At 40.2% G+C, this 25,654-nt stretch carries 22 protein-coding genes, 1 other RNA gene and 1 pseudogene; 16 read left to right on the top strand and 8 right to left on the bottom strand.

Translation table 11 applies throughout. The annotated features are described in order from the left end of the window. Positions 1-291 precede the first annotated feature (291 nt). The 9 genes from V7K73_RS06730 (at position 292) to V7K73_RS06690 (ending at position 5,736) form a co-directional block, all read left to right on the top strand. Positions 292-1,635: a calcium-binding protein gene (locus V7K73_RS06730; protein WP_334878311.1), complete on the top strand. Its 1,344-nt coding sequence runs from the start codon at positions 292-294 to the stop codon at positions 1,633-1,635. Positions 1,636-1,768: 133 nt separating this feature from the next. Continuing rightward, the gene (locus V7K73_RS06725; protein ID WP_334878309.1) at positions 1,769-3,223 is read left to right on the top strand and encodes a PQQ-dependent sugar dehydrogenase; all 1,455 of its coding nucleotides are present in this window, start codon (positions 1,769-1,771) and stop codon (positions 3,221-3,223) included. A gap of 89 nt (positions 3,224-3,312) precedes the next feature. Next, a complete protein-coding gene (locus tag V7K73_RS06720; protein ID WP_334878308.1) occupies positions 3,313-3,579 on the top strand; it encodes a YciI family protein in 267 nt (88 codons plus the stop codon). 38 nt (positions 3,580-3,617) lie between these two features. After that, positions 3,618-3,714, top strand: an RNA gene (gene ffs, locus V7K73_RS06715) — signal recognition particle sRNA small type. Positions 3,715-3,739: 25 nt separating this feature from the next. Then, positions 3,740-4,126, top strand: a complete 387-nt coding sequence (locus tag V7K73_RS06710; protein WP_334878306.1) for a phasin family protein — start codon at positions 3,740-3,742, stop codon at positions 4,124-4,126. Positions 4,127-4,282: 156 nt separating this feature from the next. After that, on the top strand, positions 4,283-4,681 hold the full coding sequence (locus tag V7K73_RS06705) for a hypothetical protein (RefSeq protein WP_334878304.1): 399 nt from the start codon (positions 4,283-4,285) through the stop codon (positions 4,679-4,681). Between the two features lie 118 nt (positions 4,682-4,799). Next, complete coding sequence (gene queF, locus V7K73_RS06700; RefSeq protein WP_334878302.1) at positions 4,800-5,213, top strand: preQ(1) synthase; 414 nt, start codon at positions 4,800-4,802, stop codon at positions 5,211-5,213. A gap of 44 nt (positions 5,214-5,257) precedes the next feature. Then, positions 5,258-5,452, top strand: a complete 195-nt coding sequence (locus V7K73_RS06695; RefSeq protein ID WP_334878300.1) for a hypothetical protein — start codon at positions 5,258-5,260, stop codon at positions 5,450-5,452. Then, positions 5,449-5,736 carry a hypothetical protein gene (locus V7K73_RS06690; RefSeq protein ID WP_334878298.1) on the top strand — a complete coding sequence of 96 codons (288 nt, stop codon included), beginning with the start codon at positions 5,449-5,451 and terminating at the stop codon, positions 5,734-5,736. Before V7K73_RS06695 ends, V7K73_RS06690 begins: the two co-directional genes overlap by 4 nt. Positions 5,737-5,852: 116 nt before the next feature. Here the strand turns inward: V7K73_RS06690 and V7K73_RS06685 are convergent, their stop codons facing one another. Further along, positions 5,853-7,250 (bottom strand): cytochrome c biogenesis protein, encoded by a 1,398-nt coding sequence (locus V7K73_RS06685; RefSeq protein ID WP_334878296.1) that lies wholly within the window; start codon positions 7,248-7,250, stop codon positions 5,853-5,855. 30 nt (positions 7,251-7,280) lie between these two features. After that, on the bottom strand, positions 7,281-8,021 hold the full coding sequence (locus V7K73_RS06680) for a cytochrome c biogenesis protein CcdA (RefSeq protein ID WP_334878294.1): 741 nt from the start codon (positions 8,019-8,021) through the stop codon (positions 7,281-7,283). Positions 8,022-8,420: 399 nt separating this feature from the next. Here V7K73_RS06680 and V7K73_RS06675 point away from each other — a divergent pair, with 399 nt between their 5' ends. The 3 genes from V7K73_RS06675 to V7K73_RS06665 all read left to right on the top strand — a co-directional run bounded on the left by V7K73_RS06675 (position 8,421) and on the right by V7K73_RS06665 (position 12,337). Next, complete coding sequence (locus V7K73_RS06675) at positions 8,421-8,552, top strand: hypothetical protein (protein WP_334878292.1); 132 nt, start codon at positions 8,421-8,423, stop codon at positions 8,550-8,552. Positions 8,553-8,868: 316 nt separating this feature from the next. Beyond that, entirely contained in the window at positions 8,869-11,451 is a 2,583-nt protein-coding gene (locus V7K73_RS06670) for a GAF domain-containing protein (protein ID WP_334878290.1), read from the top strand. Between the two features lie 394 nt (positions 11,452-11,845). Next, the gene (locus tag V7K73_RS06665) at positions 11,846-12,337 is read left to right on the top strand and encodes a hypothetical protein (RefSeq protein WP_334878288.1); all 492 of its coding nucleotides are present in this window, start codon (positions 11,846-11,848) and stop codon (positions 12,335-12,337) included. Positions 12,338-12,449: 112 nt separating this feature from the next. Here the strand turns inward: V7K73_RS06665 and V7K73_RS06660 are convergent, their stop codons facing one another. Then, positions 12,450-13,397, bottom strand: a complete 948-nt coding sequence (locus V7K73_RS06660; RefSeq protein ID WP_334878286.1) for a hypothetical protein — start codon at positions 13,395-13,397, stop codon at positions 12,450-12,452. A 1,236-nt stretch (positions 13,398-14,633) separates the two neighbouring features. Here V7K73_RS06660 and V7K73_RS06655 point away from each other — a divergent pair. Then, a complete protein-coding gene (locus V7K73_RS06655; protein WP_334878284.1) occupies positions 14,634-15,716 on the top strand; it encodes a response regulator in 1,083 nt (360 codons plus the stop codon). A gap of 565 nt (positions 15,717-16,281) precedes the next feature. Here the strand turns inward: V7K73_RS06655 and V7K73_RS06650 are convergent. Beyond that, entirely contained in the window at positions 16,282-17,250 is a 969-nt protein-coding gene (locus V7K73_RS06650) for an SGNH/GDSL hydrolase family protein (protein ID WP_334878283.1), read from the bottom strand. A 465-nt stretch (positions 17,251-17,715) separates the two neighbouring features. Here V7K73_RS06650 and V7K73_RS06645 point away from each other — a divergent pair, with 465 nt between their 5' ends. Both V7K73_RS06645 and V7K73_RS06640 read left to right on the top strand, forming a co-directional pair. Further along, positions 17,716-19,065, top strand: coding sequence for a helix-hairpin-helix domain-containing protein (locus V7K73_RS06645; protein WP_334878281.1), 1,350 nt, complete (start codon positions 17,716-17,718; stop codon positions 19,063-19,065). A gap of 201 nt (positions 19,066-19,266) precedes the next feature. Next, the gene (locus tag V7K73_RS06640; RefSeq protein ID WP_334878327.1) at positions 19,267-19,863 is read left to right on the top strand and encodes a hypothetical protein; all 597 of its coding nucleotides are present in this window, start codon (positions 19,267-19,269) and stop codon (positions 19,861-19,863) included. Positions 19,864-20,044: 181 nt separating this feature from the next. Here V7K73_RS06640 and V7K73_RS06635 read toward each other — a convergent pair whose 3' ends face one another. Then, complete coding sequence (locus V7K73_RS06635) at positions 20,045-20,773, bottom strand: response regulator transcription factor (RefSeq protein WP_334878279.1); 729 nt, start codon at positions 20,771-20,773, stop codon at positions 20,045-20,047. Positions 20,774-21,565: 792 nt separating this feature from the next. Here V7K73_RS06635 and V7K73_RS06630 point away from each other — a divergent pair. Further along, positions 21,566-22,012: pseudogene (locus V7K73_RS06630) on the top strand (rhodanese-like domain-containing protein); the annotation flags it as partial. A gap of 767 nt (positions 22,013-22,779) precedes the next feature. On the opposite strand, the gene V7K73_RS06625 reads toward V7K73_RS06630, so the two are convergent. The 3 genes from V7K73_RS06625 to V7K73_RS06615 form a co-directional block, all read right to left on the bottom strand. Then, complete coding sequence (locus V7K73_RS06625) at positions 22,780-23,409, bottom strand: ribonuclease H-like domain-containing protein (RefSeq protein WP_334878277.1); 630 nt, start codon at positions 23,407-23,409, stop codon at positions 22,780-22,782. Between the two features lie 93 nt (positions 23,410-23,502). Then, entirely contained in the window at positions 23,503-24,057 is a 555-nt protein-coding gene (locus tag V7K73_RS06620) for a CAP domain-containing protein (RefSeq protein WP_334878276.1), read from the bottom strand. A 517-nt stretch (positions 24,058-24,574) separates the two neighbouring features. Further along, complete coding sequence (locus tag V7K73_RS06615) at positions 24,575-25,099, bottom strand: CAP domain-containing protein (protein ID WP_334878274.1); 525 nt, start codon at positions 25,097-25,099, stop codon at positions 24,575-24,577. Positions 25,100-25,654 lie beyond the last annotated feature (555 nt).

Genomic DNA, 25,654 nt, shown 5'->3' with positions numbered 1-25,654 from the left:
TACGAAATATAGGGGCAATTCATGAATTGCCCCTACGGTAAATCAGGGCTTTCACTGCCTTGAAAGCGTAAGTTTTGAAATTGTATCTTATTTAATTCTTGTTCCTTACCATTTGCATAATCAATAATTAACCAAATCAATAATTAATATTTTCTAAGTAATATTGCTATTCATTAGGTTAAGAAAAGCATCTGTATTTAGGAGAGTTTTAAGTAATGTATATTGAACTTATAAAAAGTTCTGTGACTGAGGCCGAAGTTAGGCATTATTTAGAAATTCAGGAAAAATAATATGGCAGTTATTTTCGGCACAACAGATCCTGACACCAGAAATGGGACATCGGGAGATGATACGATATATGGTTGGGCTAATGGTGGTAATGCCAATAGTTTGTCTGGTAACGATACCCTGAATGGTGCAGATGGTAATGATAATCTATTTGGCGGGACGGGAAACGACAGTTTAATCGGTGGACTTGGCAATGACACACTCGATGGTGGCTTGGGTACTGACAGCTTGAATGGGGGAGTAGGCGACGATACTTACATCATTGACAGCGCTACCGATACCATTACCGAGGCTACTAATTCAGGCATAGATACCGTCCGGTCATCTGTCCCCTACACACTAAGTGCCAATCTGGAGAACCTGAGACTGAGGGAAGGTGGCGACATCACCGCGACAGGTAATAGTCTTAGCAACTTCATTTTTGGTAATACTGCTAACAACACTCTGAATGGGAGAGCAGCCGATGACACGCTAGATGGTAATAATGGCAATGATACCCTCAATGGTGACGACGGCAATGATAGTCTACAGGGCGGGCCTGGCAATGACTTACTTAATGGGGGGTCTGGAAACGACATCCTCATCGGTGTTTTCCCTGCTAGTCCCCTTCAACCTGGATTAGGAGAGACTGATACCTTAACTGGCGGCGTTGGGCTAGATAGATTTGTCCTTGGGGACGCGATAAATGTCTACTACGACGATAAAAACACTACGAATGCTGGTTTTGGAGACTTAGCTACGATTAGTGACTTCAACCCTAGTGAAGATCGAATAGAACTTAAAGGTTCCCCAAATAACTACCGCTTGCAATCTGTTGGAGCCAATACACAAATATTTTTAGACAAACCTGGAGCAGAACCAAATGAGATCATAGGTATTGTGCAGGGGCTAGTAAATCTTAGACTTGATAGTAACGATTTCCTTTTTTATGAGGGGGAAAATGCTGGACAAGCTACAAACAATACACTAGCCAGCGCTGAAGGATTAGGTTCTTTATCATCAGCATCAGACGTTAATCTCTCAGGTGAGTTAGTAACAGTTCAACCGGGAGATAATCCCGATTTCGACTTTTTTACATTTTCTCTAACAAATCCAGCAACTGCCACTATTACTGCGGCGACAACCGATGATACAGTTATCGGACTGTTTAACAATGCTGGAATTTTACTGCAAAGTGATGACGATAGTGGGCCTGACTTTGGCTCATTAATCACCGCTTCATTGGGTGCTGGAACCTACTCAATTTCAGTGAGTAAATATGCTTTCTTCCCCCAAGATGGCGGAACTTTCTCTGGCTCTAGTGATAGCAACCCTGCTCCTTATACGCTAAAACTCAGTTTGACATAAAAACGTAAGTTTTTTGGCGCTAACCCAAGCGGATTGATTTATAAGCTAGTACCCATTGCTGATTTCAACCCAGAATCTCTAAAATTGTTTCCTTTCTCAAGAAGATTTAGCAACAAAATCATCTGATTATTTTATGAACACAATAATGAATAGCATTAACTCATCCAACCAAAAGCAACGCAGATTTCTCGGTATCACTCTCAAAAGCTACTTTGTCGCCGCTAAAACGCTGTTATTTACAATAGCTCTATTAAATTATGGCGCTACTGGAGTAAATGCTGCACCTAAAGCCCTGCGTCCTGATATTCAGATTCGCAATATTACGAATACCTTATCAGTCTCTCCTTCGGTTCGGATTGTAAAAGATCCACGAAACAATACCCTTTATTACCTCAAAGAAAATGGTGATATTTATCAAGTTAATTTAAGCTTGTCTAATAGTAAACTTGTATACACCTCTAGCGATCATAATCTAGGTGAGACTCAAGGTATGGCCATTGGTCCTAATGGCACAATTTATTTGGTTGGTAATGCAGACCTTGTGAATAACCAGACCAAAGGAATTATTGTTAAAGGCGAAATTAACTCGGTTACCCAACAGCGCGTCTGGTCTATCTTAGCTAAGAGTGCAGGCTATCCCAAAAGTAAAACAGCCTATGACCATCGCTTTAACGGCGTAGTTGTTAGCCCCGATGGTAACTTTATCTATGTGAATAGCGGTTCTCGTACCGATCATGGTGAAGTTCAGTCTGTTAATGGGTTATATCCTAATACTCGTGAAGTAGGATTAACTGCTTGTATACTCCGTCTTCCTACTAATGGCAAAAATCTTTTTCTTCCAAATAATCGAGCAGCTTTAAAGACATCTGGCTATATTTTTGCAGAAGGAACACGTAATACTTTCGATATGGCCTTTGCACCCAATGGGGATTTATTTGGTACAGAAAATGGCCCCGATCGCGACATGTCAGAAGAATTAAATTGGCTCCGTGCAGGTGGTAATTACGGCTTTCCCTGGCGGATTGGCGGGACAGACAACCCACAACAATTTCCTAATTACGATCCGGCCAAAGACCTTTTGTTAAACCCCAAATTTAACGCCGTTCAAAGGGGCTACTTTCGTAACGATCCAACCTTTCCTGCTCGGCCTGAAAACTTAATTGAACCAATTCCTAATTTTGGGCCGGACGCAGATAATTTCCGCGATCCTCAAGATGGAAAAGTCAAAGATGCCAGTGTTCTTGGGCAAAGCTTGAGTACTTTTACAGCACACCGTTCTCCTTTGGGCTTAGTTTTTGATACACAAGGAGTAATGAGTCCAGAATTCAACAAAGATGGATTCATGCTGAGTTTTACAACAGGCGATCCCACTGGCGAAACACTACCAGGCCCTTTTAAAGATTCCGGGCAAGACCTACTGCATTTAAAGTTAACTAAAGTAGGAAATACCAGTTATAAATTGAATGCTACCCGCATTGTTGAAGGTTTTAGTAATCCCATTGACGCTGCGATTATCGGCAATAAAATTTATGTTATAGAATATGGTGGAAATCAAGGAATTTGGGAAATCACTATGCCAACTAAATAAATCAGGCTGAGTATTACAGTCTTACTTTTCTACTTCCACCCGAACGTGGTTGAGGTAGAAAGTCTTTAGAAATGGGAGTTAAAAAGCAGATGCCTTGGTTTGTAAAAATTGAAGAAGGGAAAGTCGATAAACCTACCTTTGACGAATATGTACCTGCCCACCAAGCCTATATTCAAGACTTGATTGCTAAAGGACACAAAGCGCGAACAGGCTATTGGGCAGAACAAAGAGGCGGGATGTTGCTGTTTGAGGCAGCATCAAAGGAGGAAGCAGAAGCAATTGTAGCTGATGACCCGTTGGTGAAACACGGCTGCGTCAACTATCAGCTTTATGAATGGCGGATTGTTATGGAATAACACACACATTACTGACTTTTAATGTTATGCTTTTAGAAGACCTGGATCTATGCGATCGCAACACCCAAATCTTGTCAGAACCGGAAGGTAGCAGCAACACGGGAGGCTTGTGGTAGGCGTAGTCTCCGGGTCGCCCTATTTGTAGGAGCGGTCAGGGAAAATGGCTGGTTTTGGAGATATTGTTCAAAAAGCTTTTTACCTCGGTGTTGGATTAGCTTCTTACGCAGGTGAGAAAGCAGGGGGAAAATTAGCCGAAGTGCGATCGCAAGTCCAAAAACTGGCAGATGAAATGGTCGCAAAGGGCGAAATGAACACAGAAGAAGCCCGCCGCTTCGTTGAAGAGATGATGAAGCAAGCCCAACAGCCGCAAGCATCTGGTGAAACCTCTGAAAAAACACCTCCTTCGGAACCTCGGCGCATTGAAATTTTAGAGGAAGATGAAGAACCAACTGTGAAAGAGGGATCAAATGATCAGAACACAGAAAAATTACGCCAAGAAGTGCTAGAACTGCAAAACGAGTTAAAAAGATTGCAACGCGATCAATAAAAAGCATTTTTGGAGCGAAATATTAGTAAGAAGTGGCAGTTTGACATGGCACTTCAGATAGAAACTTGATAAGATACATTGCTTAGTGTGTATTCTAGTATTTTAAGCCAGATAACACAAAGCGTCCTGTTTATAGCCTGCAAAGGTGTCAAGTTTATGGAACAGTGGCAAAAAGATTTAGTAGAAATCGTTGAAACAGTGGCTGATGAAGTAGAGCGTTTCTTCCTGGGAATGAGTGAAATGGTAGACGCTTTTTTTGAGCTAACGGAAGAAATCACCGAGCAAGTCCCTAACATTGCCCTTGAAGTCGATCACTATTTACATGATTTGACTGAACCAATGTTTGAAGCTTACTGGGAACTCGAAGACATTGTAGGAGATGTAGATCCAGGTTTTCCTTATTCAGTTGAACCCACAGCCGAAAAAAATCCCGCCTGTATTGGTTGTACTCACTACCACGGTCAAGTTTATAGTGGTAATTTGTTAGTTTGTGCCATGCATCCCCACGGTTGTGAAGATGAGAATTGTCCAGACTGGGAGAAGGAAGAGTATTGAGTTAGGAGTTAGGAATGGGGAGTTAGGAGTTAGGAGTTAGGAATAAAATTATTAAAAAGACGTAAAGATAAGTAAAATAACAAATGACAAATGACAAATGACAAATAACAAATGACAAATGACAACTGAGAAATTACCTGAAAGTGTAACCCCGGGAAGCCAAGAAATGAAGTATGGCGAACGCGACATTGCGGAAGGTAAACTAATTACCTTTCCAAATCCGCGTGTGGGGAGGCGATATGACATTAAGATTACTTTGCCGGAATTTACTTGTAAATGTCCGTTTTCTGGTTATCCTGACTTTGCGACAATTTACGTTACCTATATACCTGATGAACGGGTAGTGGAATTGAAGGCGCTTAAGCTTTACATTAACAGTTACCGCGATCGCTATATTTCCCACGAAGAATCTGCCAATCAAATTTTAGATGATTTTGTAGCTGCTTGCGATCCGTTGGAAGCCACCGTAAAAGCAGATTTTACACCTCGTGGCAATGTACATACTGTGGTTGAAGTACGGCATCAAAAGTAGGGCTACACTCCGTATAATTTGATTGCTAATAGAAAAAGAACGGTATGACTGAAGCCAACGAATCTAAAAAGGACGAAATCCCTAACGGAGAGCCGAAACCACTAACTGAGTCTACTGAATATGATTGGCGAGATCCATCAAAACCCCGCAATCCCGAAGACAATGTGATTGTGGACGGCTGGCGGCGACGCGCTGATGGAACTTTTGAAAAAGTTGAAGACACCAAGGAAAAAGAATGACATCTTTTTTATGTGAGCAAATAATAGATTTTGAAGCTGCTGAAGCTTATGAAGTTAACGATATTGAAGGGCTGATAAAGCAAGTAAAAACTTACCTCGCAGAATCAGAAGGAAAGAAGGTTGTAGTTTTGCTCAGAAATGCTCATTATTTGACTACAAGAGCATTTGCTATTCTTTACAACTATATTCAAGAACCGATTTCCACCAATGTAGTGTTTGTGCTAGTTTCTGCCGACAAGTCAAAAATATTCCCTCCCTTGCTAGATTTTGTTCAACATGACTGAGCAGTTTAAACACAAGACATCTGGTGAAATTAAATATGGGTTATTCAGAACCCTTGTAGAGGCGTAGCAGTGCTACATCTCTACATTCATCTTTTTACTTGTGTTACTCTCTGCGTTTAAACTTCAATCGCCGCCTCTTTATCCTCACTTTTTGGCTGTGAACTCAGCCGATCTAAAATCTCTAAAACCTCTTGTTCAAAAGCAACTTGGGCGCGATTAGTTTTGCCACCCACATACAAGCGATCGCCTTTTTGTAATGCCCATATTTGTGAATGAGAAAAGTAACTCATCACCACACCCAGCATTAGTAAACCAAACCCTGAGTAAACAATTGGTATACCTGGATCGGCTTTAATTTGTAAGCCAGTAGTACCAATGATATCCAGAATTTTCAGCTTCACGCCATTAACTTCGGTAGACATCCCAGCGCGAACAGTATCAACGAGTTTGCCTGTGGGATCATAAATTAATACCATCCCTTGCAAGTCTTTGGCTAACAAGGAGACACCCTCACTCAAATCTGGTTTCGTCGGAACCCATGTTCCCCAAATGCGCCCTTGTCCCTTGGTGTTCAATTGCGCCATTGGTAGCTGAAAAACCGGGCTGTTGTTAAATTGGACGCGAACACCTGCAATTCCCCAATCAGTTTGATAGAAAGTGATGCCATGATAGCGCAGAGGCTCGTTGACAAAAATCTTTTTGTGGTCAACTTCCTCCCCCTGTTTATTCAAGACAGACATATCCGAATAAAATTGATCAATGCCGCCAGATGGTGTGTAGTCAATCCAAAAACGATTGACGCGCACAGACCAATCTTTCGATATTTTTGCGGCTAAAGGGCCAGCATCGACAATATTTGTTACTTGAAATGTATCGCCACTAGCAACCATTTCCTGAGCCAAAAAACCAGTCATTGCCCCCCAAATTCCCCCGATCAGAATAGCGACGATGCCAATATGAACGATAATTGGGCCGATGCGTCCGACTATTCCTTTGCGGGCGTAAAGGAGATTTTCTTTTTCTTGATCTCGATAAATTTTATAGCGGTGTTTTTGTAATATCTGGTTCAAAGAATCTAAAGAACCAGTATCTAGTTCTGCACTTAAAGCTAACTTTTGAAATTGCCGTGGTTCTTCGTAATATTTCCAGCGCTGGGCAGCTTTTAAGGCTGGTAACTGTCGGGTAAATGAACAAGCAGTTAAGCTAGTGCCAAATAAAATCAGTAATGCCAAAAACCACCAAGTACGATATACATGGTCTAACCCAACTACCTGAATTACCTTCCAAGTTAAGAAACCAAATAAAGCTGGATGTTCTGGATAGTTGGCTTGGTAAAATGCGGGTGACTGACCTTGCTCAATTACAGTACCAGTGGAGCTAAAGATTGCAATCAATAGCAGTAGTGCGATCGCTAGTCGTAAGTTAGTCAGTACTGGCAAAAGCTCTTGCCGTAAAAACTGCCCAGGTACTGCCCACCATTTTAATTCTTTCGACGCTGAATCTTCTAAAGTCATTATCTGTAAAATATTACAAAAGTATTGATATTAAAAACTGCCAAGGGGAATTCGAGAAATTAAGGAAAATACACCGAATCCTACCAACAGCGCCCCACTAACTGGATTAATCCAACCAGACCAGCGACGCAATTCTAGTAACTTTTTAATTGAAGCTGTAAAAGTACCCGCCAAAATCAATGGTGCTACATAACCGGCTGTGTAAGAAAGTAGCAAAACAGCCCCTAAAATTAAGTCTTGTGTATTGGCAATCCAACCCAACAAACTAGCTAAAACCGGTGTGCTACAAGGAGATGCGACTAAGCCGAAAGTCAGCCCCAGCAAATAAGAACGCAATCCGGCTGGTAAATCTGGCGATATCCAATTCGTTTCGCCCAAGGATGGAAATTGCAGAGGTAGTGCTTCTAATAAGTTCAGCCCCATGAGAATGGCGATAATGCTGACGATAATCGGCAAACCTATTCCCACTTGACCGTAGACTTTTCCGACGATACCTGCTATAATACCTAACCCTGCTAATGTAGTTGCTAATCCTAAAGCAAACCAGGTTGATTGGGCAGCTGCTTGTAAACGGCTTTTAGCCTCATAACCGCCGATGTAACCAATGGTAATTGGCAGCATAGAAAGCATACACGGTGTAAGACTGGTAAGCAAGCCAGCAGCAAAGATGATACCAACACTCACCACGCTAAGGTGTGTCAGTTGGTTAGAAACAAGGCTGTTGGCAAATTGTTCTAGTTGGTAAACTTGGGTTTGCAGGTTATCAAGCATGGGGAGTTTATGAGCGGGAAATGCTTACTCTGCTTGAATGTTAGCTTATTTTTTGTTTGTGAGTCAGTAAAAGTAATTATCTGAACCTGATATCATCTAAATTTCATCTGCCCAAGGAAATGTATTTCAAGCCCAAAACCTGGGCGAAGGATAAGGAGCAACTTTCACCGTCAGACTTCCATGCTTACAGGAACAAAGCAAAGGAATCAAGGATGAGAAGATAACTTTTCACTTGTGGAAGATCAGTCCTTACCCTTATCTGGCTTAGATATTCTCGTAGTGGATAATGACGCAGATATGCGAGAGTGCGTTTCATGCTAGACCAATATGGTGCAACTGTGACTGCTGTAGCCTCAGCCATTGAAGCTTTAACTGCACTGAGTCAATCCCAGCCAATATTTGCTCATTAGCGATATCGGGATGCCAGAAATAGATGATTACATGGTGATGCGACAGGTGAGGAGTTTGCAACCAGAGCAAGGCGGGACAATTACAGCGATCGCTTTAACTGCTTATGCTGGTGAGCGTTAGTCGCTATTAGACGGGGGAATTCATTCTGAGGCGGACTAGAAGAGAATGAAATAGCCCTGCTTGATTCTGACTTCTTCAATACAAAATTGACGATCCCCAGAAGACTTTGTAAACAGTAGCAAGGGTTCTGAGTATTACTGCATCTGTACTGTAGTCATAAGTAATTGACTTCCACCTTGCTTCTCAGGATGACGCTAGCCAAACAAGCGATTAAACTATGGATAACATTAAGCAATTGTTGCTTTTAGCACCACTTACATAAATTTAATTGCATTGTTACATCTAAAATCTCATCCTGTTATATAAAAAACCTATTATGTCAGTGTATCAAAATTGTGGGGAGACCACCGATTTGATTATTGGTGTTCATAACCAAGAAAACCTCGAATTACAAGCAAATTCTGCTCCTGTGGGTGCTCTTGCCACAAGACAAGGAAATTTTTCTACGTTTCTTGCTCCCCTAACTCAGGATACTTTTAAGCAAGTCGTTCAGGATGTCGAGCAAAAATTACAGATTGTTCATCAAACCCTGTCAATGCTGGATTCTCAGGGATTTGAAACTCTTCTGCAAGAAATGTTGCATTCGATTACCTTGAAAACCGGGGAATTACTGGGGGCAGACCGGACGACAATATTTTTATTGGATGAAGAAAAACAAGAACTCTGGTCAATTCTAGCTGAGGGGGAGGGCGATCGCTCTTTAGAAATTCGCATCCCCGCCGATAAAGGCATTGCTGGGGAAGTCGCCACTTTCAAGCGAGTTGTCAATATTCCCTTTGATTTTTATAACGATCCGCGATCGCATTTTGCCCAAGAACAAGAAAAAAGAACTGGCTACCGCACCTACACCATGCTGGCTTTGCCATTATTGAATGAACGTGGACATTTAGTTGCAGTAGCGCAATTATTAAATAAATTAAAATCTGGGAATAATCCCGATGCTCCACTAGCAGAGCGCATTGATACCAAAGGTTTTATCCGGGCTGACGAACAATTATTTCAAGAATTTGCCCCTTCGATTAGCCTGATTTTAGAATCTTCGCGCTCTTTTTATGTAGCCACTCAAAAACAAAGAGCATTGGCGGCGCTGATGAAGGCGATCAAGTCTCTATCTCAAAGCAGTCTCGACTTAGAAGATACCCTAAAGCGGGTAATGGATGAAGCCAAGGAACTGATGAATGCCGATCGCAGTACACTATGGTTAATAGACCGCGATCGCCATGAATTGTGGACGAAAATCACCCAGGATGATGGTTCAACTAAGGAGTTACGAGTCCCCGTAGGTAAAGGCTTCGCTGGTATAGTAGCAGTTTCTGGCAAGAAATTGAATATTGCCTTTGATTTGTATTACCATCCTGACTCTGATACTGCCAAAAAACTCGATCAGCAAAATGGCTATCGCACCTGTAGCTTGCTTTGTATGCCAGTATTTAACGCCGATCAACAACTGATTGGCGTTACCCAACTCGTAAATAAAAAGAAAAATGGTGATTTTCCACCTTATAATCCAGCTGATTGGCCCAAAGCTCCCGACTGCTTCCAAGCTAGCTTTGACCGCAACGATGAAGAGTTCATGGAAGCTTTTAATATTCAAGCGGGAGTAGCGCTGCAAAATGCTCAGTTGTTTGCCACAGTTAAACAACAAGAACAAATGCAACGCGATATTTTGCGTAGTCTTTCTAATGGAGTAGTTTCTACTGATAAAACTGGGTTAATTATCGCTGCCAATGAAAGTGCCAAACGTTTGCTAGGACTGGAGCCAGAAGACCGTTTAGAAGGTAAATTAGTGACTGATGCGATCGCCATCAAAGAAGGTGACTTTAGCAAGTGGTATCAGGATGCTTTACATGCAAAGGACTTAAAAGACCGCCAGCAATATTACCCCGATCGCACACTTGTAACTACTGGTATAGAAAAGCATAGTATCAATTTATCGATTAACACAATTGCTGATGCTAGCGACCAAGAGCTAGTCCGGGGGGCGCTGGTAGTCATGGAAGATATCAGTGATGAAAAGCGGCTCAAGAGTACGATGTACCGCTACATGACCCAGGAATTAGCCGAAGAATTGCTGAAATTAGATGATGCTAAACTAGGAGGCGATCGTAAAGAAGTTTCGATTTTATTTTCCGATATTCGCGGCTACACCACTTTAACAGAAAACTTACAAGCAGAAGAAGTGGTAAGTATGCTCAATGAATATTTTGAATCAATGGTGGAGGCAGTCTTCAAACATAAAGGCACTCTTGATAAATACATCGGCGATGCCATCATGGCTGTGTTTGGTTCTCCCCTACCATTGGAAGAACACGCTTGGATGGCAGTGCAAACATCCTTAGAAATGCGCCAACGTCTGCACGAATTTAATCAACGTCGTTATGCAGATGATAAGCCTAGAATCAAGATCGGTATTGGTATCAATTCTGATACCGTAATTAGTGGGAATATCGGCTCTAGTAAGCGGATGGAATTTACCGCCATTGGCGATGGCGTTAATCTTGGCTCTCGATTAGAAAGTGTCAGTAAGCAATATGGTTGCGACATTATTATTAGCCATAACACTTTTAAGCCATGCCAAGATCAGATTTGGGCTAGGGAACTAGATTACATTCGTGTCAAGGGCAGAAACGAACCAGTAGCCATATACGAATTGCTGGGTTTGCGTTCCAATCCCATTGAAAGCCAAAAATTGCAAGTGATTGAGCATTATCATAAAGGGCGCGAGTATTACCTCAAGCGCCAGTTTTCCCTTGCTAGAGCCGAGTTTGCCAAAGTTTTGGCAGCAGATAGCCATGATAAAGCTGCTATGTTGCATCTGTTGCGTTGTCAGCATTGGTTACAGTCACCCCCAACAGAATCAGATTGGGATGAAGGAGTCTGGACGTTTCAGGAAAAATAAGTGCGATTTCTGACGCTCCATTCTTGTGAAAGAATCGCACTCAACAACAGTGAGTGCTATTGCCAAAAATAACTTAAATGTAGCGGATGCACCAGAGGGCTTCAGCCCTCACCACAAACCTTTAATTATTATTTTTGAATTGAAGTATCTGTTTTAACATCCGATATTACTTGAGTAGCTACTTTCTATCTAAAAAAATTGAGTATTTCTAACAAACAAAATCTATGTAAATTAATTTTTAAATAATCTTAATATTTCTCAATTAAGTTTAAAAAATCTTGGGATTGGATTAAGAATGAATTAAGAGAAATGGCTTTGTAAAGCTTAGTTGATATCTCTTGTCAAACTGCCCGTAAAGTTACAAACTAAGAAATGCAACCCACGCAATTATTTTATGACTGCTATTTCTAACTTTGAATACAAGCGACCAATTTGGCAAACCGGCATCATCTTGACTTTGGGCTTTTGGCTCAGTGCTAGTCTAGTTTTAGACTGGGTAATTATGCCTAGCCTTTATCTTTCTGGCATGATGAGTCAAGCTGGTTTTACGACAGCAGGCTATACGATTTTTTGGAACTTCAATCGGATGGAATTATTATCTGCTGCTATAGTTCTGACTGGAGCGCTAGCTTTGAGCAAAACCCGATATCACTGGAGTATTGGCAGTATTGTTTTATCTGTGCTGCTGCTAACTATAGCCATGCTTGACACCTATTTCTTAACTCCGCAAATGTGCGCCATCGGAGTTCAACTCAACCTATTTGAAGCTGCGGCTGCTATTCCATCGACAATGAATATACTGCACGGCAGTTATTGGATATTAGAAATAGTTAAGCTGGTGGCTGGTGGCACACTTTTAAGCTGGTGCTGGCAGGAGCAATTTTAAGTAGATGGAGAACTATAACGGTGAGAATTTCCACTTCTAAATCTCACACCAAAGACGCAAAAAATATCTTTGCGTCTTTTTGCTAAATATACCTTATGCATGAATTGGTAAATTAACTGTAGACAGCGTTAGCGATCCTTTTAACTGGGTCAGAACCGGAAATAGGCGGCAGGAGACTAACAAGTTGTGTATAGTCTGATCGGTCAATCACATCCCACTCTTGCAGGCTTAATAAATAAGCGTCCCAAGTTATTAAGTAGTCCTCTGGCAAATCACCTTGAAAAGCATTAAGCTGTTGTTGAATGCGTGAGTGCAATTCGGCACTCACTTGGGTACTAGCCCCAAATCCCCCCGGACCTTTAGGTGTCTGTCCACGTTCGGAGAAAATATTTAATTTCTCTAAATCTATAGTTGTTGGCAGCAGTTCCAGAAGCTGCTGATAACCTTTGGTTGAAATGGCTCCATATTCCCAAAATCCCCTTAAATAAGCTTTCCAAGCAATTGCATTGCGTTCAGGTAAGTTTCCTTTGAAAGCCTCTATATCATCTTTTATATATTCTTGAAAACTATAAGTATCTTTTCGTCCGATGAAGATTAGCAGAACTGGATCGGGATTTGATAATTCTGGCAGAAGTGAAAGAAGCTGTCTGTACAAGCTAGATTTAATCACCCCCCACTCAAATAAACCCCCTAAATAACTATTCCATGCGATCGCGTAAGATTCAGGCATATTTCCACTAAAGGCATCTATATACTTCTCAAGACGAGCCTGTAGTTCCGCCTCCGGGGTGTCGAGGTGATCGGAACCAGCATTTAGACTTTCTTTTGACAACAAAATATCTGGAACTGGGTCGTTGGCAATCACAGGCAGTAAGGAAAGAAGCTTTTTGTAGTTTGTCAGATCAATCACTTGCCACTCCATCAGCCCAGTCACATATCCTTTCCACGCTAGACTAAAGCGCTCTGGCAAATGCCCCTCATAAACTTCAAGATCATCTTGAATGCGGCAGTCAAGATTTTCGGAAATGGAATAATCAAATTCAGCCTCATTTATAAACATATAAAATTATCTTTAACTGTACATTCTCAGCCTTCCCGGACATCCGCTCAAATAAATACTGAAAAATAATATTAATTAGTTTTCATGTTTCCTTTATAGCGGTTCCCATTCAGATGCGGTACAACATTATATCGCCAGGTGTAGGGGCATGACAGTGCCATGCCCCTACCGATCTACCTCACTGATTTATCATAAAGTTTATATATTTCTGATAACTTTTTTTGAAAATTATAGTAATCTGAATTTTAGTGGTTACTTACTTGTTATCTACCATGTAGCTAAAAAGAGCTATTTTACAGGTATGTACTACCAATCAAGAATTTCGCTGCACGATTTGAATTTGTCACTTCAAATCGTGCAGGGTGACTATTTAGCCCCACACAACATTAGAAACCGCTTCCAGTAATTATGAAGAAATTCCCTTCTGCTGATTTGGTTGCCTGTTGCATCTCACCACACACCATCATGGCGGCAATTACCAGCTAACTCATCCTTGGTCGGAGGTTTACCATTCTTGTTGTGCAAGTGATAATTTTGCCCAATCCCAACTTTAAGGGTTGCTCTACAATCACAAACCTAAGTAAGGCATCTAACTTTTTTAATGCTTAGTTTCTAATAATACGTTTTCTCTTGAATAAGTTATCCTCAAGAATAAACTTCTAGCAAAAGTATCCGACGACTTTCGTCACGACTACAAAAACATAGTTCATCAGCGCGGATTTAATGCTCAAAAGCCTTGACGGAGAGCTATTTTCATCTACATTACAGTAAGTTTTGGTCGCTTTCGACTTTAGCATCCGGGGCAAAAAAACTTTGGCACAAGAACTAAAGGATCGACAATTTTAGGCTGCTAAATACGGATAACAATGATGCTTTTGTGACTGATGGGCGAGAGCCAATGGTCTATGCGTTGAACTTGAGTTACTGTTAGATTGGCTAGATTAGCAAAAGATACAGAAAACCAATCTAATTTTTGAAATACTATATTCTGGCAACCAGTCAGGCCTTTTTGCTATTGGGCGATAACATAGATTGGTTTATTTGTAACTCGTGGTTTATAGCTTAACAGAGATTGGTGAATTAAGAGTTGGGGGGTGTGGAATCTCTGTACTAACTCAAATGTTACCGCTATATTTATCTCAACAGTGCTTCCAACAAAGTCGCGGTGAATTCTGAAAAGGTAATTCACTAATTTTACCTGCAAACAAATGTTAATTTTATTCCAGAGCCATCCCAATGAAGACACTTCCGATTAGTAGATACAGATTTTTCCAAAAGCTCCAGCCTTTATCTTTGTTGAAAAAAATCACTGGTAAGTCGGTTACTGGTTGTTTGCAGGTATTTAGCACATCAGGCTCTTGGTCAATATATGTAGACGAAGGTAAACTAATTTATGCCTGCTACTCAGAGAAAATGTTTGAGCCGCTTTACAGAAATTTGCAACGCTTGAGTCAGCAAATTTCTACTCTACCTCGTGAAATTCACGAACAGTTGCGGGCGATATTTGAAACTGGAATTGAAAATCAGGCAATACCAAACCCAGATTATTTGGCTATTTGCTGGTTAGTAAATCAGAAATATATCACTCCCTCTCAAGCGGCGATACTGATAGAGCAATTGGCGCTAGAAGTTCTGGAGTCATTTTTAAACTTAGACGAGGGGAGTTATGAATTTATTCCTGAAAGCTTTCTAGATGACATGCCAAAGTTTTGTCATCTGAATCTCCGCTTACTAGTTGAACGATGTCAAACACCGCGAAGGGAAGGGGCTTATCATCAGACATCGCCAACTTCTCAATCAAACCCTTCAGAATTGTTCAAAATAAATGAGCTAAAACCTAAAACCAAAAGTACACCAAACTCGTCTAGAACAAACAGCTATAAACCACCGACCTACTCTATTAATACTAATGAACATAGGAGTCACCGAATTACCCAACCGCCTGCTGAAAAAAAAATCTACACAATCCTGTGTATTGATGACAGTCCTACGGTATTGAATACTATTAAAAGTTATTTAGATGAGCAAATATTTTCTTTTGTGGGAGTCACTGATTCTTTAAAGGCTTTAATGGAGATTGTTCACACTAAACCTGATATCATTTTGTTGGATATTTCAATGCCTAATTTAGATGGATATGAACTCTGCTCTTTGCTGCGTAAACACTCAAATTTTAAAAACACACCTGTGATTATGGTGTCAGAAAAATTAGGCTTTCTAGATAGAGCTAAAGCTAAGATATTAAGAGCATCAGGTTATTTAACTAAGCCTTTTACACAAGGTGATTTATTAAAATTAATTTTTCAACATATTGTTTAATTTATTAAGCTAAAAATTAACTTTACAAAAACTAACATATTTTTGGCAAATTTAAGGTTGAGTATTACCTGAATTGCTACTATTTTAGTTATAGAAGATTGTCTGAGTCAATTTAAATTAGTTGGGAGCATCCCAATTTTGGCTTAAATCTTTTCCCTCACCCCCAGCCCCTCTCCCATTTTTGGGAGAGGGGAGACATAATTCTAGTTCCCCGAATCGCAAATGATGGGATTCGGGGTTAGGGGATGAGGGCTATCAAGGTTTTTGCACCTGACGGGATGCTCCCAATTAGTTGGTCGTTTTTTTACAGATAGGGGTTACAATCTGATGAAGACGACCAGTGCGAAAGAAGCTCTAGAAATAATCTTTGAAGAAAAGCTCAATGCGCTTACCCTGATGTAGTAATGCCGGGGATAAGTGGATTTGAATTGTGTCGCTTCATCAAAACAAATCCGCTTAACCGATTATGAGTAAAAAAGCAAGGTGCTGATGCCTATGGCTCTGTCCTTGAAATTGAGCGAGAAATGGCTCAGTACGAACCTTTTTTTGGATAGAATTGACGACTTTAGTAGCTTTGAGGAAGTGGTATCTCCCTTAGAATTTCTAAAAGCGATCGCAGGGTAATTTCACTGACAAATTTATTACCTTGTAAGTTAAGGTGAATGTGGTCGTGATACAAAGCTTGCGGGTTGGTAATTGAATTGAATATTGGTAAAAAGTCTATATAGTTAATTTGTTGGACTTTAGTATAATCGTTCAAGCGCTGGCGTGCAATAATTTCGTAATCGCGGGGCCCTGCACCAATTTCTCGTAGTAAGGGAGTCATGACTAGGAGAAATTGGCTGTTGGTTGGGCGAGTCAGGGCTTGAATTTTGCCGATCGCCTCCAAATTAATCCCCACGCGATCGCCTGGTTCATTTTGCACTGCTTCAATTTCGGGAATTGGCTGTTGCTTGACGATATAACGTTGCCACACTTCCACCAATGCTAAGGGAGGTTTACTATTAGGATAGTTGCGATCGCGTCCTACCGGTAAAGAAGTGGGAGCAGTAGCAAACAAATCATCGGTATTAATTAATAACACTACTGCTTGCGCGTTGAAAGTGCTAAACTTCTCTAAATAAGCTAACTCGTTCCTTGGCCCCCAAGAGTTAGCTGAAGCATTCAGCACTTCTACTTCCTGATAATTACTATTAGTGCATGATGCCAAAGAACGCATCATCATTGTGGATATTGTATTAGTTTGATCTGTCCACCAGCCACCATTAGCAATAGAATCCCCTAACAGTAAAATTCGCAGCCCAAAAGGTGCAGGTGTCTTCTTGAGTGGACTACCTCGCATAGAATACTCATTAATTTCAATGCGATTACCAAAACGACGGGTACGCTGGTTAGGAGCCAATAAATAACCAATCTGCTCATCGCTAATGTAAATCAGGGGATTACCAAAGCCAAAGAGCGATCGCAGTCCGATCTCGATTATCACAAACAATCCCACAACCACCACCAAAAGTACGATCAACGCCACTTTCACCTACCTACACCCTCTTATACTGAGTTGCTTTTCAACGATAGTAACCGACGCATTGGGCATTGGATAGAGGCTCTTGAGGAAAGAGGGTTATGAGCAATTGTTTTCTCAAGAACAGCTTCTATTCTCACCCTACCCCCTGCCTCATCCAAGAAATTGCTGAACCAAACGGTATTGGAATATACAAGATAAAACTTTTCTTCCCAGCTAAGATATCCCCTCTTCTTTAGGCATCTGAATAAGCGCATTAATATGTATTGGAACGGTTTAATAAGTTTTAAAACAGCTATTGTATAGCTGTTAACTGTCTATCTAATGCTTTACCAAAAGTTTGATATATTTAGGGTATTTTTATGTAAGAGTATAGCAGTGTTTTATGGTGATATAATTTTTGGTTATGGTATTACAATAATTACAATTGTCATCATTTTATCAATTTGGCAAAAACTTTTTCCGGGGTAGGGTAGGATGATTAAAATAGTCACACGCAAATATTTAGGCACACAAAATGTCTATGATATTGGGGTTGAGCATGACCATAATTTTGCGATAAAAAATGGGTTAGTAGCTTCGAATTGTTTCAATAAATCCCATTCGACTGCCTATGGTTACGTAACTTATCAAACAGCATATTTAAAAGCTAATTACCCATTAGAATATATGGCGGCGCTGTTAACGGCTAACAGTGGCGATACCGATAAGGTACAGAGATATATTACTAACTGTACAAATATGGGTATTTCCATAGATCCACCAGATATTAATCGTTCTGGTGTTGATTTTACGCCAACGGCAGGAAAGATTCTGTTTGGATTTTCGGCTGTGCGGAACGTGGGGCAGAGTGCGATCGCTTGTATTTTGGAGGCGAGAAATGAAACAGGATTTAAATCGCTCGCTGATTTTTGCGATCGCGTGGATTTACGTGCTGTTAACCGCCGGACTATGGAACCGCTGATTTACTGTGGAGCCTTTGACAAAATTGAACCCAACCGTCAACAGTTAATTAACGACCTAGAATTAGTGTATGATTGGGCGCAATCTCGCGCTAAAGATAGAGCTAGTGGTCAAGGAAATCTCTTAGATTTATTAGGCGACGGATTTTCTTCTACTCCGAATAAAAGAGCAAATAATGCCTTTGAAACTGCTCCTAAATCTAAACCTGTGATCGATTTACCCCCGCAGAAAAAATTACAGATGGAGAAAGAATTATTAGGATTTTATGTATCAGATCATCCACTTAAATCCTTACGGCAAATAGCACCACTTTTGACTCCGATTAACCTTTCGCAACTGGGAGAGCAAAGGGAAGAAACAAGAATTTGTGCAGTTGTCATGTTGAATAACGTCAAAAAAGTCGTTACTAAAAAAGGCGAACAAATGGCAATTTTGCAAATAGAAGACCTCACTACACAATCAGAAGCTGTAGTCTTTCCCAAAACCTATGAACGCATTAGTACCCTACTCCAAGTTGACACTAGATTGATTATTTGGGGAAAAGTAGATCGGCGCGACGAGCAAACTCAATTTATTCTTGAAGATGTAGAACCAGTGGAGACAGTACAAATGGTAATGGTGGAGTTAAATCCCCAGCAAGCAGGTAATATGGATTACCTACATCGCTTGAAAACAATTTTGCAAGACCACTCAGTAGACAAAGAAAAAGCAAAAATGCCAGTGATCGGAATTATACAAACTGAAAATTCTCGGAAACTTGTTCGCTTGGGTTGGCAATATTGCGTACAAGATTCTAGAATAACCGTTCAAGCTTTGCAAAATGCCAGTTTTCCTGCTCATATCAAATCGCTAACTGGTATCTGAAGCCAGAAGTGAAAAGTCCACCAATACTGAAAAGCAGCTTAATAATGATTTTTGCTGAACTGTCAACAGTAAATTGCCTTAAGTATTGAGTGTTTCAATCGTTTTTTTAGTTACTTATGCGGATGATGATTTCCTAAGAGCGATGGTATATTTTTATGCTAAGACCTTAAGGCTGCGACCGGGGGAAGGAGTTAGAACTTGATGATCGTAAACGAGCTACATAAATTTGTTTCATACTGTAAAATCATTCAACCGCAAACTCAGGAGGACATTAAAAAGTTTTTTGAAGGAGTTATCTTGTTTCCTTATGATAAGGAACTTTTATTGCAAGCTTATTTATTTCTGAATATTAAAGACTTGTTTCCCTCGTGCGCTGAATTACTGTTATTTGAAAAATCTCCAATTTCAGATTATACAGATTTAGGAAAGTGTGATTTTGTCTACCAGACTTTTAAAGGGAGCCTGTTTTTAATAGAAACTAAGTTTATTGATACAGAAGCAACAGGAGCTACTGAAAGAAAAAGAAGAAATAAACACAGAAACAAGGTATTTGAGCAAGTTATCACTTTGAAAGGCCGATTTAGTGAATATTGGAATATAAGGCTAGATCAATTAGAATGCGGGGTTTTCACAACAGATGCAGAAGTTGCTTGGCGAGGAAATGGCGTGAACGTCATATCTAAATCAATATCTATAGAGCATCTGGAAAAATGGCGAAGAAGCTATCACACTAGTGAAAAATTTTTATCTCGTCAAGATGGGTCAAAGCTTGAGGGGAAGGTTAATTTGAAAGGTTGAGCCAAAACCCAAGTATACTTTTTACGGTGATTTGCCCCCCGTAACCTTGTACAATTTGGGGAGCGATACCCGCGGTTTTTGCTAAACTGTTGCAAGTCAGAGTCTAAAGCCGCCCCTTCAGGCGAGATCGAATAGTATCTACACGCCCATCCCCGATGGAGGAACGGTTAAATAAGGTGGGCTATGGATTAAATCCGCTAGTATTTTCGTCGGGTGCTTCAAACTTATAGCCATAGCCCCGCACAGTTTTAATAAACTCCGGTATGCTAGCATCGACTTCCATCTTCTTGCGAAGCTGACCAATATGCACATCAACCACTCGGCCATCTCCCACGTAGTCGCAACCCCAGATTTTTTGGATTAGCTGTGGGCGACTCCAAGCCTGATTAGGATGACTTGCCAAAAAATGTAAGATATTAAATTCCAGCGCTGTTAAAGCAAGAGGTCTATCGTTGAGTGTTACCTCCCGACCCTCTGGGTTAATTGCTAACTGCTTAAAAATGACCCGTTGTGTTGGGGAGGGGTTGATGTAGCGTATCCGTCTCAAAAGAGCTTCTACTCTAACTTCAACTTCTGCAAGACTAAACGGTTTAGTCATGAAATCATCAGCACCTGCGCTTAAAATTTTAATTTTATCAGCCTCGTCAGTCCTACTAGTCAGTATCAGCACTAAAACATTAGTACGGCCCTGCATTTCTTGGCAGAGGCTATAACCATTAAGATCCGGCAGATTCCAATCCAGAATCACTAAAGCTGGGTTGAATTGCTCAAACAACGATAAGGCAGTCTTACCATCTGCTGCGGATTCTATTTGATATTTCCGGCTTAAAAAACGATAGATGAGATTTCTAACACCGAAGTCGTCATCGACGATCAGAATTTTGGGAGTAGTAGCGGGAACCATAACCATAATGCTGCCTATTGTAGATTGGGCGATTAGCTCTTGCGCCAGTTTTGCAATACGTGTTTCTGTTGATAGTGTATTTACGTGCGTCTCTACTGAGTACGATCGCTACTGTAGTACTTGTTTACAATTAATCTTCAATGAATATCAAAACTTTAGCCATTGTAATGCTAATAAATTGTATAAATATTGTATAAAGTTTCTATAATTTTGGATTTTTATTGTATAATCATATAAATCTATACTTAGAATCAGTATAATTTAAGACCATTTCTATAACCACAAATATTTTAGAGAGACATAAGAGGCCACGGCAGTAGTTTATTTAACCGCAGAGGCACAGAGAAAAGAGAAAGAAGAGGTTACTGTCTGAGCCTCTTATAGCGGTTCCCATTCAGATGCGGTACAACATTATATCGCCAGGTGTAGGGGCAAGTCTAAGACTTGCCCCTACCGATGTACCTCACATAAACGAGAACCGCTATATTCTTAGCGATCGCAGATATTGAAAATGTACGTAATTCCTGTACTAATAGCTAAATATTTGAAATTATTCCCAATCTGTTTTAATAATTAAATTTAACAAAGATAAACTTAAAATATATTTAATAAAATTAATAAAACATCTTTTTTAATAGTCTAATCTGGCTATATTTGCAATGGATTAAATGGTAGAAAATATTTCAATTAGGTACTCTATCTCAGGAGAGATTTTAAGTAAATTCAGCCCATAGAAAGAGTAATTCAATATATTTAGTCCGTTAAATTGCTATTACTATCGTCAACTCAAGGATATTTATGGTTAACAATTTAGTCGGCGGCATCATTCCCCCACAACCACCAATAGAAGCACAATCTGATGTTCATACATTGAAGTCTCGTCTAGAATGGGGCGAACCAGCTTTTACAATACTGGATGTGCGCGATCGCAACACCTACAACGAAGGTCACATTATGGGAGCTATGCCAATGCCAATAGATGAATTGGTACAGCGTGCAGTAGCTTCTTTAGATAAAAGCCGTGATATTTACATTTACGGTGCTAACGAAGAAGAAGCTGCCCAAGCCTCACAACAGCTACGTTCTAATGGATTTGAGCATGTCTCGCAACTCAAAGGTGGTCTTGGTGCATGGAAGGCTATCGGTGGACCAACAGAAGGCATTATTGAATCAACAACTCCCCCAGGTGCAGATGAGTACAATGTTGTAGATCGGCTAAAAACTCACCAAGAAAATCTGCCAAAGGGAGGCCCTAGCGCGACGGAAGCCATTAAACAAGGAGCTAGTAACCTCAAGGAAAATATTCAAGAGGGAGCCAGTAATCTCAAACAAGGCATTCAAGAGGGAGCCAGCAATCTCAAAGAAGGTATTCAAGAGGGAGCCAGCAATGTCAAAGAAGGTATTCAAGAGGGAGCCAGCAATGTCAAGGAAGGCATTAGTGAATCTAATACTCCTAAAGGGGAATGATGATTCCAATGTTGGCTCTTAGGTGAAAAATAACTTAGAAAATTAGCAATAGACCTCTTGGATAAATTAATCATAAGACCCACACTCTAACTTTGGCTTAGATTAAAGTCTGTTCTCTTTGCTTGCGAGGATAGGTTAGGGATGTTAGGGAATTTTTCAAGAGGTCTAATTTTAATTTATCATGCCAGAGAAGTCAGCCACAACTCTTGGAGACTGGAGACGCACTCGCGTTCGGCGAAGTCACGCATTCAAAAATTTATTAAGCTCATACTTCGACTACGCTCAGTAAGCATAAGTAGTCGGCGACAAAAAACCAAACTATGTAACGAAAAGTAAAATCTCTGTATTTGGATCGTAGTTGCGCTTTAGCGCTAAAGCGTAACTACAAACCAGTGATGATTATTTGCGCCGATTTAGTTAAATAAATTTAGTTGCTGTGTACCTTTTTAATTCTGGTGACAATTGAGAAATCAAAAGATAGAATATTTCCTCTTGTAATGCTTGTACTCCAGAGCAAAAACTTTTGCAAGAGGTTTATTCTTGGATCAATGTTCAAACAAATCTTTAAACTGCAATAAATCCAAGGAAACTATTGTTGGCAGAAATTCAAAACATTCTTGAGCAATTTCCCAACGTTCTTCTCGTTTGAGCATTTCTGTTAGCTTGTGCTGCACACTAAGTAAGTAGCGCACATCATTGGCAGCATAACTCAGTTGAGCTTCAGATAAACTAGCGGCGTTACCCCAATCAGAACTTTGAGAGCTTTTATCAAGTTCTACTTTTTCTAACTCTTGCACCACATCTTTAAGTCCGTGGCGATTTGTGTAAGTACGGGCTAATTTACTAGCAATTTTGGTGCAAAATACTGGTCTAACCTGAATCCCTAGATTAGCCCGCAAAGTGGCAAGGTCAAAGCGAGCAAAGTGAAACACTTTTACGACATTCGCCGCTTCCAAGAGTTTTTTTAAGTTTGGCGCATCAGCTTGTCCTTTGGCTATGCGGATTGCAGTCACTTTACCGAGTTGGTTGCACAATTGGACAAGACACAACCTATCGCGCTGTGGCAATAATCCCATCGTTTCTGTATCAACTGCGATCGCTGTAGATTCTAAATACTGTACTAGGGCTGCGTCGCCCAGATCGCGATCGCTCACCTGAAAATCTTCTAATATCATGAATTGTTCAAAAATAATATGAGTGTCCAGCAGATAAAAGTCTTGTCAGACACTACATTATTATTGTGCAAAACAATCAAAAATCATATCTACCTAGTGCGAACTAGTGCGAAAGAAAAGCTGTGTCAGGTAGACTTCGCCTTGATTATTAGTAGCAACGCCAATTCCAGTCAGGTTATAATTTCCTTTAAGGTTCTTTAGATGTCCGGGACTGTTGAGCCAACCAGTAACAGCTTCATCCACAGGGTTACTATATCCCCGATTGAAAGCAACATTTTCCGCCGCACTGCTGTAGCGAATAGGGATAGCATTGACTCGCCGTTCAAATCCCTGATGGCTAAATGGTATTTTACCTTTAGCCATATTCTGACTATGAATTCTAGCCTGTCGAGTGATACTTGCATTTAGGGTCAACTTTGGCAGTCCTTTAGAAGCCCTATATCGATTAATTTTGTCAAAAACGGATTTTTCTAGCTCCGTAGTCTTAAAAGTAGGAGTCGATATTGCAACCTGACTGGAAAAAAGCGACAACAGCTTATTACGGGTGGATGTATTCGTAGAAGGATTATTTGGTATCGGAACAGTCGTTAACCCACTAGCAAGGACAAGCGCACTTAAAGCGATGCCAAAAGCAGTTTGTCGGAACATGGAGAATTACGTAATTATGTAGAGATATAAGACTTATACTCTACCCTATTGTTCCAACGATATATACCACGATACTATTAAGGATTGATGAATTTTGGCAATCTGGCTACATCCTTGTATAGGAAGTACAAAAAATCATTTCTAATTGTCAATACTTCAATGGGTCAGCATCATAAAATCAGGGTTATTTTTGCTGAAAATTTAGGATTTTGATGAATTAAACCTTATCTAAGTTGAGAACCGTAGTTTTCGCCCTCTCCCTAAATCCCTCTCCCAAATGCTTGAGAGGGAGTTTGAAATTCTGGCTCTCCGAATCCCAGATTTGTAATTCGGGGTTGGGGGATGAGGGCAAATCCTTTTCATCATGGGTAATAACTATAGGTTTCAAGATAGACGTGGTTTAGTAAAAAATAATGTAGTATTCAGCAGATAAATGTCATTGAAACTACATTATTTAGCTTGGTAGCAGGCTCAACTCTGGGGAATTTGAGAAAAAACCTAAATTTCACCACATCTATCAGCGAAGGAAAATTTGTGTGAAGTAGATTTCGCCTTTACTGTTGCTAACGACACCAATCCCCGTTTTATTAAAATTACCTTTGATATTGGCTAGATGCCCTGGACTTTTGAGCCAGCCTTGAACAGCTATCGTCGCAGGATCGCTATATCCCTGGTTGTAAGCGACATTTTCACCAGCTGATCTGTAAGGAATACCGATTGCTTTAACACGTTCTGGAAATCCTGTATGTCCAAAGGGAACTTTACCATTAGCCATATCCTGACTGTGAATCCTGGCTTGATTATCCATCGCAGAATTACTAGTCAGCTTTGGTAGCCCTTGGGAAGCTCTGTAATCATTAATTTTGTTAAAAATCGACTGTTCTAGAGCAGCAGTATTGATGCTAGCTGCAATATAGCCAGTATTACTTAATACATGTAAAGAATCTGGCATAGAAGTTGGATTTGTTACAGGAGTAGCGATCGCTCCACTACTGATAACTAGAGTGCCTAAAGCAACGCTGTAAAATATTGATTTAATCATTTGCCTAAAGTAAACTTTTAGACAATCTAACTAACTAATATCAATGTGACAAATTGCTTATAGGTCTATATAGCTCTATTTATACGCTTATATGTTCAAAAACTACCAGTAAACGTTTAAATTCACAATCTTACAAAGAAATAGTCCTGTTTAATGACTAATTGTCTTCTACCATTAGCATGATTATTTTTAGATAACTACGTACCACACTTACACCTTTTTTCAGTGTAATTACTACTATAATTAGTTTTTTTAGTTCTAAATTATGCTTATTTGTCTTCAAAGTACAGCTATTGTACTGTTTTTAGGTATATTCAATAGCTTTTTTTCTGTTTAAAAAGCAGTAAAAACCGCTTATGACAGTTGAGGGTGTAGAATGTCAGATAAAAATTGCACGGATTTATTCAGTAAAATCTCTGCGTGATTTCAACTAGCCTTGGTTAAGGGTTTCTAACTTTTGCTGCACCAGGCGCAACACCCGTGCATATCAATTCTCCCAAAATAAGACTACACACAAAAAAAAGGAAACCCAGATATAGCGGTTATCAGTTGAGT

The sequence above is a fragment of the Nostoc sp. genome (assembly GCF_036916975.1).
Classification (GTDB): Bacteria; Cyanobacteriota; Cyanobacteriia; order Cyanobacteriales; family Nostocaceae; genus Nostoc.
This window is presented reverse-complemented; position numbering and strand designations above follow the sequence as displayed.